The organism is Nonomuraea sp. NPDC050556 (genome assembly GCF_044457355.1).
Lineage (GTDB): Bacteria > Actinomycetota > Actinomycetes > Streptosporangiales > Streptosporangiaceae > Nonomuraea.
This window is the reverse complement of sequence record NZ_JBITGU010000004.1, coordinates 761456-774417: the sequence shown is the minus strand read 5'-3', so window position 1 is coordinate 774417 and position 12962 is coordinate 761456. Positions and strand designations below refer to the sequence as shown.

Genomic DNA, 12962 nt, shown 5'->3' with positions numbered 1-12962 from the left:
CCCAAATCAGCGGGTTTGCTGATCATGACGAGCGGCGCATAGCCTCCGTGATCCGTTCAGCAGCCGCCATAACGGGCACAGCGTGCAGTCGTCCAGGGGTTCTGGTGAGCCGCTCTATGGGGCCGGAGACCGAGACGGAGGCGATGACCTTGCCGCCCGCGCCCCTGATCGGTGCGGAAACGCTCGCCACACCCTGCTCGCGCTCGCCCACGCTGTGCGCCCAGCCCCTGCGGCGTACGGAGGCCAGGGTGGCCGCGGTGAACTTGGCCCCGCGCAGGCCCCTGTGCAGGCGGTCGGGTTCCTCCCAGGCCAGCAGGATCTGGGCGGCGGAGCCCGCCGTCATCGGCAGGGCGGCGCCCACGGGTACGGTGTCCCGCAACCCGCTCGACCGCTCAGCAGCGGCCACGCAGACCCGCTCGTCGCCCTGACGTCTGTAGAGTTGCGCGCTTTCTCCCGTCAGATCGCGCAACTGCGTCAGCACGGGGGCGGCGACGGCCAGGAGCCTGTCCTCACCCGCCGCCGTGGACAACTCGCTCAAACGCGGACCAAGGACGAACCTGCCCTGGGTGTCGCGAGAGACGATCCTGTGGTGCTCCAGGGCGACCGCCAGCCGGTGGGCCGTGGGGCGGGCCAATCCGGTCGCCTGAACGAGCTGGGCCAGCGAAGCGGGACCCGCTTCGAGCGCATTGAGTACAAGAACGGCCTTGTCGAGTACTCCGACTCCGCTAGAGTTGTCCATACACCGATACTGCCGTCTCGACATATGAGAAAGCAAGTCGGCGGTTCTCAAGGAGGAGAAATGGGCCGCACACTCGCGGAGAAGGTATGGGAACAGCACGTCGTGCGGCGTGCCGAGGGCGAACCTGACCTGCTCTACATCGACCTTCACCTCATTCACGAGGTGACCAGCCCGCAGGCGTTCGACGGTCTCCGTCTCGCCGGCAGGGCCGTGCGGCGGCCCGACCTCACCATCGCCACCGAGGACCACAACGTCCCGACCGTGCTCGGCCCGATCAAGGACCCGGTCTCCAAGACGCAGGTCGAGACGCTGCGCAAGAACGCCGCCGAGTTCGGCATCCGCCTGCATCCGATGGGCGACGCCGGCCAGGGCGTGGTGCACATCATCGGCCCGCAGTTCGGCCTGACGCAGCCCGGCATGACCATCGTGTGTGGCGATTCTCACACCTCCACGCACGGCGCGTTCGGCGGCATCGCGTTCGGCATCGGCACGTCCGAGGTCGAGCACGTGCTGGCCACGCAGACGCTCCCGGCGTACCGCCCCAGGACCATGGCCATCGAGGTCTCCGGCGAACTGCCGGTCGGCGTCACCGCCAAGGACCTGATCCTGGCCATCATCGCCAAGATCGGCACCGGCGGCGGGCAGGGCTACATCGTCGAGTACCGCGGCGAGGCCATACGCAAGCTCTCCATGGAGGGCCGGATGACGGTCTGCAACATGTCCATCGAGGCGGGCGCGCGCGCCGGCCTGATCGCCCCGGACGAGACCACGTTCGCCTACCTCAAGGGCCGCCAGCACGCCCCCACCGGCGACGCGTGGGACCAGGCCGTCGCCTACTGGGAGACGCTGCGCACCGACGACGACGCCGTCTTCGACAAGGTCGTCGAGATCGACGCCACGACGCTGTCGCCGTTCGTCACGTGGGGCACCAACCCGGGCCAGGGCGCGCCGCTCAACACGGCCGTGCCCGCGCCGCGCGGCGGCGAGGACCAGCGCGCGCTGGACTACATGGGGCTGACCGCCGGGACGCCGCTGAACGAGATCGAGGTCGACACCGTCTTCGTCGGCTCCTGCACCAACGGGCGCATCGAGGACCTGCGGGCGGCCGCCGAGATCCTGCGCGGACGCCAGGTCAAGACGCGCACGCTCATCGTGCCCGGCTCGATGCTGGTCAAGCTGGAGGCGGAGAAGGAGGGGCTGCACGAGGTCTTCAAGGCGGCCGGTGCCGAGTGGCGCGAGGCGGGGTGCTCGATGTGCCTGGGCATGAACCCGGACACGCTCGCTCCCGGCGAGCGCAGCGCCTCGACCTCGAACCGCAACTTCGAGGGACGGCAGGGCAAGGGCGGGCGCACCCACCTGGTCTCGCCGCAGGTCGCCGCCGCGACCGCCGTAACCGGCAGGCTCACCGCACCCGCCGACCTCTGACCACCCCACCCACCTCACCTCCCCTTTTCTGACGGAAACCTCCCGGGGCTCGCCGTACAGAGAGGTTCTCCCTACGGGGAGAGGCGGCAGGTGTGCAGGACAACAGAAGGACCTGAAACCCATGGACGCTTTCACCACCCACACCGGTACGGCGGTGCCGCTGCGCCGCAGCAACGTCGACACCGACCAGATCATCCCGGCCGTCTGGCTCAAGCAGGTCAGCCGCACCGGCTTCGAGAAGGGCCTGTTCTCCGCCTGGCGCGAGGACCCGGCCTTCGTCCTCAACGACCCCGCCTACGCGGGCGGCACCATCCTGGTGACCGGGCCCGACTTCGGCACCGGCTCCTCGCGCGAGCACGCCGTATGGGCGCTGCAGCAGTACGGCTTCCGCACCGTGATCGCCGCCCGCTTCGGCGACATCTTCCGCAACAACTCCACCAAGATGGGCCTGCTGCCCGTCGTCCTGCCCGAGGACAAGGTCGAGGCGCTGCAGGCGGCCATCGAGGCGGAGCCGTCCCTCGAAGTCACCGTCGACCTGGCAGAACGCCAGGTCCGCTGGGCCGGCGAGGTCGTCGGGTTCGAGATCGACGACTACACCCGCTGGCGGCTCATGGAGGGCCTCGACGACATCGGACTGACCCTGCGTCACGCCGACGACGTCGCCACGTACGAGAATGGTCGGCAGCCATGGCTGCCGACGACCGACTAGAAGATCTGCTGGCCCTGCGGTTGCGCGAAGCGCACCGCCGCGTCCGCGAGCTGCCCCTCTCCGCCGAGGAGAAGGGGCGGCTGGCGCGGCGTTATCTGGCCATCTGCGACCTCGCCAAACGCGATCCAGAGCGGGCGGCGAGCCGTCTGGAAACGTTCATCGAAGGCCTGGACGACACGCCACGCGCACGCGAAAACACGCTTGGTGATTGAGTTCCCCGCCAATCCCGCTTAATTTCGAGCGCGTAAGGGGTTTCTCATCGTTGACGTCTGTGTCCTGGAACCCCGAGCCATATCAGGGGGAAGCTAGATGAACAAGCGGGAACTCGTCGACGCCATCGCGGACCGGGTGGGCGACAAGAAGACGGCCACCGAGGCTGTTAACGCGATCCTCGAAGCCGTTCAGAAGGCGGTCGCGAGCGGAGACAAGGTCTCGATCACGGGCTTCGGCGCGTTCGAGATGGTCCACAAGCCTGCGCGTACGGCCAGGAACCCTTCGACCGGCGCCGAGATCAAGGTCGCCGAGAGCTGGGCGCCCAAGTTCCGTCCCGGGTCTGACTTCAAGGAGCTGGTGAACGCCGGCGGCAAGAAGGCCTCGAAGAAGAAGTAACACCAATAAGTCGCCCGGACCCGCTGCGTAGGGGCCCGGGCGACTTTCTTTTTCCCTCATAACCCACAAACAGCTTCTCCACCTCCCCCTCTCACCACCCCCCGTCCTGCACCTCCCCTCTCACCATCGCCCCCGCCCGCCCGCCCTCCGCCCGCCCACCCGCCCGCCCCTGGTCCTGCACGGGCTGGCCACCTCTGGCAGTTTCCGTCCGCGCGGGGCATGCAAGGCGAGCGCCCTGTTCGGGCTGGCCACCTTCGAGGACGGCTGAGGAGCTCTTGGCGCTCGCCGACCGGGCCAACGACCGCCTTACATGCCACGGCATCGCTGATCGCGGGCTGGGTTACTGCGCGCGGCTCCGGCGTGGGCCGACATGCCTCGTGTGGCCGCGGGAAGGGGGTGCGCTCTCCTGATGGGCCCCGCCGTCGTCGAGAGGGGTCAGGGGACGGGGAAGGTGGACAAGGTGATGTAAGTGACCTGGCCCCCCGTGAGGCCGAGGTTCACGCGCTGCCCCGACCGCAGCAGTCGCAAAGGCCCCGCGTCGAAGGCGGACGTCGGGAAGTCCAGCACCGTCCCGTCGTCCAGGAACAACGTCCCCGACCGGGTCACCGGATCGAAACTACGCACCGTCGCCTGCACACCGACCAGCGTAAATGGTTTGACCCCGTCAAAGCACCCCCGCAAGGATCGAAGACCGTGTTCAGACGGTTCGTCGTCGCCGATGCGCTCAGCCAGTCCGGTTCCCAGATCACCCTGGTGGCGCTTCCGCTGCTCGCGGTGGTTCAGCTGCGGGCCACCCCCCCTGCAACTGGGCCTGGTCGGCGCAGCGGGGATGGCCGCCTTCCTGGTGATCGGGCTGCCCGTGGGCGTCTGGGTGGACAGGCTGCGCAGGCGGCCGGTTCTCGTCGTCGCCGACGCCGCCAGGGCGCTCGTCCTGGCCACCGTTCCCCTCGGCGATCTCGCCCGCTCCATGGGCGTGCTCGAGAGCATCCGCAACCTCGCCGCCCTCGTCGGCCCCGGCGTCGGGGGATGGCTGGTCCAGCTGCTCACCGCCCCGATCGCCATCCTGGTCGACGCGGTCACGTACGCCCTGTCGTCCGTCCTGCTCTCCCGGGTCAGAGCGCACGAGACGCCCAACCCCGAGCGCGGCAGCGTCATGGAGGGCCTGCGCTATGTGACGGGCCACCCGGTCCTCCGCCTGGTCGCGATCGCCGGCGCGACGGTGATGTTCACCAACGGCATCTGGGCGATCGTCCAGCCCCTCCTCCTGGTGCGCGAGCTGGGGGTCAGCCCGGCAGCCTACGGCCTGATCGTCTCGGCGACCGGCGCGGGCGGCCTGGTCGGCGCGATCCTCGCGCCCCGGGTGGTGGCCAGGGTCGGGAACGGCATGGCCCTGTACGGCTCAGCCGTACTCCTCATGGTCATCCCGCTGATCACGGCGGGCACCGGGCCTGGCTGGCGGCTGGTGCTCTATCCGGTCGGCATGGCGCTGTTCTCTCTGGTCACGCTGGTCCTGGTGGTGGCGCAGGGCAGCTACCGCCAGGCGATCTGCCCGGAACACCTGCGCGGGCGCATGAACGCCAGCCTGCGCTTCCTCATGTGGGGCGCGCTGCCGGTCGGCGGCGTGCTCGGCGGGCTGGTGGCCGAGGCGCTGACCATCCAGCAGATGCTCTGGCTCGCCTGCTTCGGCAGCGCGGCCGCGAACCTCCCCTACGTGCTCAACCCCTTCCTCCGAACGGTCAGGATCACCCCGTAAATGCGTTTCTCCCGAGATTTCACCCGGTTCGCAGCGGCCAACGCGGTCACGCAGCTCGGCACCCAGGTCACGCTGGTGGCGCTGCCCCTGACGGCGATGCTCGCGCTGAACGCGGGCGCCTTCCAGCTCGGCCTGCTCACCGCGGCGGAGATGGTCGCGTTCCTGGTCATCGGGCTGCCGGTGGGCGTGTGGGTGGACCGGATGCGCCGCCGTCCCATCCTGGTCTGGGCGGATCTGATCCGTGGACTGGCCCTGCTGACGATCCCGGTGGCCGCCTGGCTGCACGTGCTGTCCCTGGCCCAGCTGTACGGCGTGGCCGTGGTGGTGGGCGCGGGGACCGTCTTCTTCGACGTGGCGCACATGAGCTTCATGCCGTCCGTCGTCGGCAGGGACCAGCTGGAGCGCGGCAACGGCGTGGTGCAGGCGTCCACCACGGTCGCGACGCTGGCCGGACCAGGGCTGGGCGGCGCGCTGGTCGGGCTGGTCACCGCGCCGGTCGCGCTCCTGGCGGACGCGGTGAGCTACCTGGTCTCCGGGCTGCTGATCCGCGGAATCGGCGCGCAGGAGACCGTGCCCGAGCGCCAGGACAGGCACCTGCGCAGGGAGGTCATGGAGGGCATCAGGTACGTGGCGGGCGAGCCGGTGCTGCGCACGATCGCGGTGCTGGGCGCCGTCACCCAGTTCGCGAACGGTGTGTGGAACGTCGGCCAGCCGCTCTACCTGGTCAAGGAGCTCGGGATCTCGCCCGGCGTGTACGGGCTGATGATCTCGGTCTCGTTCGCCGGCGCGCTGGTCGGTGCGGCCGTGGTCCCGCGCATGACGGCGAGGTACGGCACGGGCCGCACGCTGGTCGGCTCGGCGGTCCTGACGGCGGTGCTCTACCTGCCCGTTGCGCTGACCGCGCCTGGGTGGCGGCTCCTGCTGTTCCCGGTGTTCCAGCTGCTGGCCGGGATACCCAGCGTGGTGCTCGGCATCACGCAGCTCAGCTACCGCCAGCGCACCGCGCCGGAACACCTGCTGGGCAGGGTCAACGCGAGCATGCGCTTCCTCATGTGGAGCGTCCTGCCCCTGGGTGGGCTGGCGGGCGGGGCGCTGGGGGAGTGGGTCGGCGGCCGTGCGGTGTTCGTGTCAGGGCTGCTGCTGCTGGTGGTCGCGCACCTGCCGATCATCGTGTCCCGTGCGATCAGAAATCTGGACCGAGTAGCTCGCTGACGACCGCCGCCGTGTGCCTGCCCAGGCCGAGGGCGAGCGCGGCGCGCAGGTCGTCCGGGGTGTCCACGTCGCGCCTGACCGAGTCGACGTCGTCGGGCGCCAGTTCCTTGGCCCCGCGCGCCAGGTGCCTGGCGCGCGACTCCCCGCCGAAGCCCGGCGCGAACGGGATGCCGGGCCGTACCCCGTAGAAGGTCGTCCCCACCTCCTGCGCGTCCGGCACGAACGACTGGTCGTACTCCAGCGCGGCCGCCAGCACCCGCCCCAGCTCCTCGGGCCGCAACGCGGGCAGATCGGCCTGGAGGGCCCCCACGGCGTCCTGGGGTGCCAGCCGTACGGCATGGGCCGCTCCGGTGCGCAGCGCCGTGTTCAGCCCCTTGTCCGGGTCGTGCACCACGTCCGCCCCCAGCGCCGCGAGCGGTCCAGCGGCCAGCGGGTCGGCGGTCACCACGATGACCCGGGCGACGGAGGCGCAGGCCAGCGCCGCCGAGACGGTGTCGCTGGCGACCGCGACGGCCAGCGCGGCCCGGTGCGGCCCCGTGGCGGCCGCCAGCCGCGTCTTCGCCGCGACCAGCGTCTTCACAGGTATGACCAGAGACCAGCTGATGCTCACGATACTTCCGCCGAATTCTTAACTGATCTTCCAGTAAAATGTGAGATGTGGCGCAGACCGTGAAGCGGGCCTACAAATACCGTTTCTACCCGACGCCGGATCAAACCGCTGAGCTGACCCGGACGTTCGGGTGTGTGCGCCTCGTCTACAACCGCGCTCTTGAATCGCGCACCAAAGCGCATGCCCGGGAGGGGCGGCGGGTTTCCTACGTCGAGTCGTCGGCGGAGCTCACCGGCTGGAAGCAGATGCCCGAGCTGGCTTTCCTCAACGAGGTGTCGTCGGTCCCGCTCCAGCAGGCGCTCCGGCACCTGCAAGCCGCTTTCACGAATTTCTTTGCCAAGCGCGCGAAGTATCCCGTGTTCAAGTCCCGGAGGAAGTCGAGAGCCTCGGCGGAGTACACCAGGTCCGCGTTCCGCTTCCGTGACGGCGAGCTCACCCTGGCGAAGATGAACGCTCCGCTGTCCGTGGTCTGGACGCGGGAGCTGCCTCAGGGCGCGGATCCGTCCACGGTCACCGTGTCCAGGGACGCGGCCGGTCGCTGGTTCGTGTCGCTGCTGGTCGAGGAGGAGATTGCCAGTCTCCCGCCGACCGGGCGCAACGTGGGGATCGATGTCGGCCTGGTGGCGCTGGCAACGCTCTCCACTGGAGAGAAGATCGTCAATCCCCGGCACGAGCGGGCCGACCGCTTGAGGCTCGCCAGAGCCAGGCGACGTCTGGCTCGCAAGTCCGACGGCAGCAACAACCAGGCCAAGGCCCGGTTGAAGGTCGCCCGCGTCCATGCGCGGATCGCCGATCGGCGGAGGGATCACCTGCACAAGGTTACGACCCGGCTTGTTCGCGAGAACCAAGTGATTGCCGTGGAAGATCTGCCGATCCGTAATCTGGTCAGGAATCACAGCCTGGCTCGGGCGATCTCGGACGCGTCGTGGCGTGCACTACGCGGGATGCTGGAGTACAAGGCTGCCTGGTATGGGCGAGACTTGGTGGTTGTCGACCGCTTCTTCCCCTCGTCCAGACTGTGTAGCAAGTGTGGCAGCCTGCACCAGAAGCTGCCGCTGCACGTCAGGGAGTGGGTATGCGTATGTGGAGCGCGCCACGACCGAGACGTCAATGCCGCGAGCAACATCCTGGCCGCCGGGCTGGCGGACAGGTAAAACGCCTGTGGAGCCGACGTAGGACCTCAAGGGAGCCATCCCGGCGGGCAGTTGACGATGAAGCAGGAATCCTCACGGGTGACCGGGGGGCTCCCCTTCCGCGAGGAGAGGGAGGATGCCAAAGGGTAAGCATTGTGCCTCGACACCCCTGGTGGCCAACCGGGAGACTTGGGGCGCGTCCACGCACGTGTTGGAGGAGTCAATGAGTCGCCCAGGCAGGCCGTCCCGCTTCTGGGAAACCTTCGCCGTTGTGATCGTCAAGCCGCTCTCGCGACTCCTGGTCAAGAAGGACTGGCGGCACGGTGAGCGCATCCCGCGCCAGGGTGGCGTGATCATCGCGGCGAACCACCTGTCGTGGACCGATCCCGTGCTGCTGTCGCACTTCCTGTACAACAACGGGCGCTGGCCGACGATCCTGGCCAAGGCGGGGTTGTTCCGCGTGCCGTTCCTCGGCACCGCCGTACGGGCCCTGCAGGCCATTCCGGTCGACCGGGGCAGCGCCGAGGCGATCAAGTCGCTGCAGATCTCCGAGAAGCGGCTGGCCAAGGGCGCCGCCATCCTGTTCTACCCCGAGGGTACGGTCACCCGCGACCCGAAGCTGTGGCCCATGACGGGCAAGACGGGCGCCGCGCGGCTGGCGCTGGAGAGCGGCGCGACGGTGATCCCCGTCGCCCACTGGGGCGCGCAGGAGCTGCTGCCCTACGGCGAGAAGAAGCCCAGGCTGTTCCCGCGCAAGACGTTCAGGGTGAGCGTCGGCCCGCCGGTCGACCTGTCCAAGTACGACGGCCAGCCGGTGCGCGGCCCTGTGCTGCGCGACGCGACGGCCGACATCATGGCCGCCATCACCGTCCAGCTCGCCGAGCTGCGCGGGGAGAAGGCGCCGGAGACCCCGTGGGAGGCCAAGTGACCAAGGCGGCGGTATTCGGCTCGGGATCGTGGGGCACCGCCTTCGCCATGATCATGGCGAAGGCCGGTACGGAGACCACGCTGTGGGGCAGGCGGGCGGAGATCGTCGAGGCGATCGACAAGGAGCACGAGAACCCCGACTACCTGCCGGGCATCGCGCTGCCCGAGTCGCTGCGCGCGACGACCGATCCCGAGCGGGCGCTGGACGGCGCCGACTTCGTGGTGCTCGCCGTGCCGTCGCAGACGTTGCGCGTCGAGCTGACGAAGTGGAAACCGTACCTGCCGAAGGACGCCGTCCTGGTCAGCCTGATGAAGGGGATCGAGCTCGGCACCACCAAGCGGATGAGCGAGGTGATCTGCGAGGTCGCCGAGGTGCACCAGGACCGGGTGGCCGTGGTGTCCGGGCCCAACCTGGTGGGCGAGATCGCCATGGGCCAGCCAGCCGCGACCGTGGTGGCCTGCCCTGACGAGCACACCTGCGAGCGGCTCCAGGAGGCGTGCCACCTGCCGCCCTGGTTCCGCCCCTACACCAACCCCGACGTTGTCGGCGTGGAGTTGGGCGGCGCGGTCAAGAACGTGATCGCCCTGGCCGTCGGCGTGGCCGTGGGGATGGGCATGGGCGACAACGTCACCGCGATGATGATGACGCGCGGCCTGGCCGAGATCTCCCGCCTGGGCGCCGCGCTCGGCGCGGACCCGCACACCTTCGCCGGGCTGGCCGGGATGGGCGACCTGGTGGCCACCTGCAGCTCGCCGCTGTCCAGGAACCGCACCTTCGGCGAGAACCTGGGGCGCGGCATGACCCTCGAGGAGACGATCGCCGCCACCAAGCAGACCGCCGAGGGCGTCAAGTCCTGCGAGTCGGTGCTGGAGCTGGCCAGGAAGCACGACGTCGAGATGCCGATCACCGAGGTCGTCGTGGGCGTGGTGCACGACGGCATGCCGCCGGCCGAGGCGGGCGTGCTCCTCATGTCGCGCAGCCCCAAGCCGGAACGGTACGGGGTGTGAGGCGCGCGGGCGAGAACACCCGCTCGGCGCACCTGCCGGGCGAGGGCTTCGCCGACGCCGTGGCCGCGCTCGAAGGCGCCGCCAAGCCGGACGACGTGGCCGGGCAGGCGTTCGCCTCGGGCGAGGCGGCGCTGGCCGTGGTCCTCATGACGTTCCTGCGCGGCGGCACCCACGTGGTGGCCCCGACGAACGCCCCCGGCGTCCTCGGGAACGTCCTGCCCCGCTTCGGGGTGAGCGCGGACTTCGTCGACTTCGGCGACCTGGAGAGGGTACGGCAGGCCGTACGCCCCACCACGAAGATCATCTTCGTGCCGACGCTGTCGGAGCCGGGGATGACGGTCGCCGACATCCGCAGCCTCTACCGGATCGCCAGGCAGGCGGGGGCGCTGCTCGTGGTCGACTCCACGCTCGCCACGCCGATCGTCTGCCGTCCGCTCGAACACGGCGCCGACCTGGTGCTGCACTCCGGCGCGCTGCTCGGCGGCTGCGCGGGAGGCGTGGTGGTGGGCCGTCCCGACCTGGTCAGCAGGCTGCGGCAGATCGGCGCCGACCTGGGCGCCGGGCTCTGCTGCGACGAGGTGCCCAGGCTGCGCGACGGGCTGCACACGCTGCCGCTGCGGATCAGGCGGATGTGCTCGACCGCGATGGTGTTCGCCGCCGCGCTGGCCAGGCACCCGGGCGTGCGCAAGGTCGGGTACCCGGGGCTGCCCGACCATCCGGGGCACCAGCTGGCCAGGCAGCAGTTCGACTCCGGGCCGGAGGGGACCAGGTTCGGGCCGTGCGTCAGCGTGACGCCGGTCGACCCGGGACTCGTCGGCGCGCTCACCCTCATCAAGGAGGGACCGCCGGGCGGCGCGTGCACCAGGGCCACGGTTCTGGGGGACGAGGTGCGCTTCACGATGGGGTTGGAAGACGCGGAAGACCTGATCGCGGATGTCAACCGCGCACTTGACGCGCTCTCCCGGTAGATTCGGACCTCATGAGCAAGCCGCGTATCGCCGTCGTTTTCGGAGGTCGCAACTCGGAGCACGCCGTGTCCCTCATGGGGGCGGGGAGCGTGCTCGATGCGATCGACAGGTCCGCCTACGAGGTGATTCCCATCGGGATCGCCCAGGACGGCAGGTGGGTGCTCGCTCCTTCGGGTCAGCGCTTCTCGATCGAGGACGGCGAGCTGCCCGTCGTGGAGACCACGGGCGCCTCGCTGGCGCTGCCGTCGGGCGAGCTGGTGGCCTTCGAGCCTGGCACCATCCCGGTCGAGCTGGGTTCCGTCGACGCCGTCTTTCCCGTGATGCACGGGCCGTTCGCGGAGGACGGGACGATCCAGGGGCTGCTGGAGATGGCCGGGGTGCGTTACGTCGGCTCCGGGGTGCTGGCCAGCGCGGTCGGCATGGACAAGGCGCACATGAAGACCGTCATGGCGGCCGCAGGGCTGCCGATCGGGCGTTACGTCGTGGTGCGGGAGCGCGACTGGCGGCTGGAGCGGGAGCGGGTGCTGAAGGAGGCCGAGGAGCTGGGCTGGCCGGTGTTCGTCAAGCCGGCTCGGGCGGGGTCGTCGCAGGGCATCTCCAAGGCGCACGACCGGGCTTCGCTGGAGGCGGCGGTGGAGTTCGCGCGGTCGCACGATCCCAAGGTGCTGATCGAGGCGGCGATCTCGGGGCGGGAGATCGAGTGCGCGGTGCTGGAGTCGCTGGGGGACGAGCCGCCTGCCGCTTCGCTGCCCGGTGAGGTGAAGGTGGAGGGCGGGCAGGAGTTCTTCGACTTCGAGGCGAAGTACTACCCGGACCAGATGTCGTTGTCCGTGCCTGCGGACATTCCTGAGGAGAAGGCGGAGGAGCTGCGGGCGATGGCGGTGCGGGCGTTCGAGGCGCTCGACTGCGAGGGGTTGTCGCGGGTCGACTTCTTCTACACGCCTTCCGGTGAGCTGGTCTTCAACGAGATCAACACCATGCCGGGGTTCACGTCGCTCTCCGTGGCTCCCCAGCTGTGGGCGGCCACGGGGCTTTCTTACCCACAGCTTGTGGACCGGCTCATCCAGCTGGCCCTCCGCCGCTCACCCGGCCTCCGCTGACCGACAGACCAAACCCAAAGAGAGATCACCCCTCATGGAGGGGGTCTCGCATTGGGGGTTATTGGAGTTTTGCCAGAGGAGTGGAGAGGTCGACCAGCACCTTGGGGGCGTCGTGGGTGCGGGAGATCAGGGCCTCCACGTAGCCACTGGGCATGATGGCGGTGAAGAGGGTGGGCTTGTCCGGGTCCGGATACCAGCCCACCCCGTCGATCTCCGTCAGCTGGTCGGTGGCCGCCATCTTGGCCGGGCGTCGCACGCCGCAGCGCACCGCGATCTCGGCCTCCCCCCACACGGCGACATAGGCCGACTTAGGGGACGTCTCCGCCCGGTCGGCACCGTCGAGCCGCTGCGGCAGCAGCCCGGCCAGCCGGTCGCACATCGCCACCGCCTCGCCGTCCGGCTTGGGCGGCTCGACCTGTACGGCTCCGCCGGAGCACCCGGCGAGCGTCAGGACGGCCAGCAGCAGGACGGCAACGCGCATGTCGGGACTCTCAGATGTGGACGATGGGACACGTAAGAGTACGTGTGATCCCCTCGACCGCCTGAATCTGGGCCACGACCAGCTTGCCCAGCTCGTCGACGTTGCGTGCCTCCGCGCGGACGATCACGTCGTAGGGCCCCGTCACGTCCTCCGCCTGGGTGACCCCGGCGATCGCCGCGATCTCCAGGGCCACGCTCGCGGCCTTGCCGACCTCGGTCTGAATCAGGATGTAGGCCTGCACCATTGCGTCCTCCCGGGCGATTGGATCAGCGCCGAAGGGCCACCGTA

The 12962-nt window shown here is 69.6% G+C and carries 15 protein-coding genes and 1 pseudogene; 11 read left to right on the top strand and 5 right to left on the bottom strand.

Going from position 1 to position 12962, the window contains the following annotated elements:
• Positions 1-22: 22 nt before the first annotated feature.
• Positions 23-739 (bottom strand): IclR family transcriptional regulator, encoded by a 717-nt coding sequence (locus ACIBG8_RS40645; RefSeq protein WP_397348550.1) that lies wholly within the window; start codon positions 737-739, stop codon positions 23-25.
• Positions 740-799: 60 nt separating this feature from the next.
• Between ACIBG8_RS40645 and leuC the strand changes: the two genes are divergently transcribed.
• The 4 genes from leuC to ACIBG8_RS40625 all read left to right on the top strand — a co-directional run bounded on the left by leuC (position 800) and on the right by ACIBG8_RS40625 (position 3482).
• Positions 800-2164, top strand: coding sequence for a 3-isopropylmalate dehydratase large subunit (leuC, locus tag ACIBG8_RS40640; RefSeq protein ID WP_397348549.1), 1365 nt, complete (start codon positions 800-802; stop codon positions 2162-2164).
• 121 nt (positions 2165-2285) lie between these two features.
• Positions 2286-2873, top strand: coding sequence for a 3-isopropylmalate dehydratase small subunit (leuD, locus tag ACIBG8_RS40635; protein WP_397348548.1), 588 nt, complete (start codon positions 2286-2288; stop codon positions 2871-2873).
• On the top strand, positions 2852-3085 hold the full coding sequence (locus tag ACIBG8_RS40630) for a hypothetical protein (RefSeq protein ID WP_397348547.1): 234 nt from the start codon (positions 2852-2854) through the stop codon (positions 3083-3085). The genes leuD and ACIBG8_RS40630 overlap by 22 nt, the downstream gene beginning before the upstream one ends.
• A 97-nt stretch (positions 3086-3182) precedes the next feature.
• Positions 3183-3482, top strand: a complete 300-nt coding sequence (locus ACIBG8_RS40625; RefSeq protein ID WP_397348546.1) for an HU family DNA-binding protein — start codon at positions 3183-3185, stop codon at positions 3480-3482.
• A gap of 435 nt (positions 3483-3917) precedes the next feature.
• Here ACIBG8_RS40625 and ACIBG8_RS40620 read toward each other — a convergent pair whose 3' ends face one another.
• Positions 3918-4118 (bottom strand): hypothetical protein, encoded by a 201-nt coding sequence (locus ACIBG8_RS40620; protein ID WP_397348545.1) that lies wholly within the window; start codon positions 4116-4118, stop codon positions 3918-3920.
• A gap of 193 nt (positions 4119-4311) precedes the next feature.
• Here ACIBG8_RS40620 and ACIBG8_RS40615 point away from each other — a divergent pair, with 193 nt between their 5' ends.
• Both ACIBG8_RS40615 and ACIBG8_RS40610 read left to right on the top strand, forming a co-directional pair.
• A complete protein-coding gene (locus ACIBG8_RS40615) occupies positions 4312-5235 on the top strand; it encodes an MFS transporter (RefSeq protein WP_397348544.1) in 924 nt (307 codons plus the stop codon).
• Positions 5236-6447, top strand: a complete 1212-nt coding sequence (locus ACIBG8_RS40610) for an MFS transporter (RefSeq protein ID WP_397348543.1) — start codon at positions 5236-5238, stop codon at positions 6445-6447. It abuts the gene before it with no gap.
• Here the strand turns inward: ACIBG8_RS40610 and cofC are convergent.
• Positions 6419-7027 (bottom strand): 2-phospho-L-lactate guanylyltransferase, encoded by a 609-nt coding sequence (gene cofC / locus ACIBG8_RS40605; RefSeq protein WP_397348542.1) that lies wholly within the window; start codon positions 7025-7027, stop codon positions 6419-6421. The genes ACIBG8_RS40610 and cofC overlap by 29 nt on opposite strands.
• Positions 7028-7104: 77 nt before the next feature.
• Here cofC and ACIBG8_RS40600 point away from each other — a divergent pair.
• The 5 genes and pseudogenes from ACIBG8_RS40600 (at position 7105) to ACIBG8_RS40580 (ending at position 12193) form a co-directional block, all read left to right on the top strand.
• Positions 7105-8340, top strand: a pseudogene (locus ACIBG8_RS40600) (RNA-guided endonuclease InsQ/TnpB family protein).
• Positions 8341-8413: 73 nt separating this feature from the next.
• Positions 8414-9118 carry a lysophospholipid acyltransferase family protein gene (locus ACIBG8_RS40595; protein ID WP_397348541.1) on the top strand — a complete coding sequence of 235 codons (705 nt, stop codon included), beginning with the start codon at positions 8414-8416 and terminating at the stop codon, positions 9116-9118.
• Positions 9115-10125 carry an NAD(P)H-dependent glycerol-3-phosphate dehydrogenase gene (locus ACIBG8_RS40590; protein WP_397348540.1) on the top strand — a complete coding sequence of 337 codons (1011 nt, stop codon included), beginning with the start codon at positions 9115-9117 and terminating at the stop codon, positions 10123-10125. Before ACIBG8_RS40595 ends, ACIBG8_RS40590 begins: the two co-directional genes overlap by 4 nt.
• On the top strand, positions 10122-11093 hold the full coding sequence (locus ACIBG8_RS40585) for an aminotransferase class V-fold PLP-dependent enzyme (RefSeq protein ID WP_397348539.1): 972 nt from the start codon (positions 10122-10124) through the stop codon (positions 11091-11093). The genes ACIBG8_RS40590 and ACIBG8_RS40585 overlap by 4 nt, the downstream gene beginning before the upstream one ends.
• Positions 11094-11104: 11 nt before the next feature.
• A complete protein-coding gene (locus ACIBG8_RS40580) occupies positions 11105-12193 on the top strand; it encodes a D-alanine--D-alanine ligase family protein (RefSeq protein ID WP_397348538.1) in 1089 nt (362 codons plus the stop codon).
• A 58-nt stretch (positions 12194-12251) separates the two neighbouring features.
• Here ACIBG8_RS40580 and ACIBG8_RS40575 read toward each other — a convergent pair whose 3' ends face one another.
• Positions 12252-12674: a DUF3515 family protein gene (locus tag ACIBG8_RS40575; RefSeq protein WP_397348537.1), complete on the bottom strand. Its 423-nt coding sequence runs from the start codon at positions 12672-12674 to the stop codon at positions 12252-12254.
• Positions 12675-12684: 10 nt separating this feature from the next.
• Positions 12685-12918, bottom strand: coding sequence for an Lrp/AsnC family transcriptional regulator (locus tag ACIBG8_RS40570; RefSeq protein ID WP_397348536.1), 234 nt, complete (start codon positions 12916-12918; stop codon positions 12685-12687).
• Positions 12919-12962 lie beyond the last annotated feature (44 nt).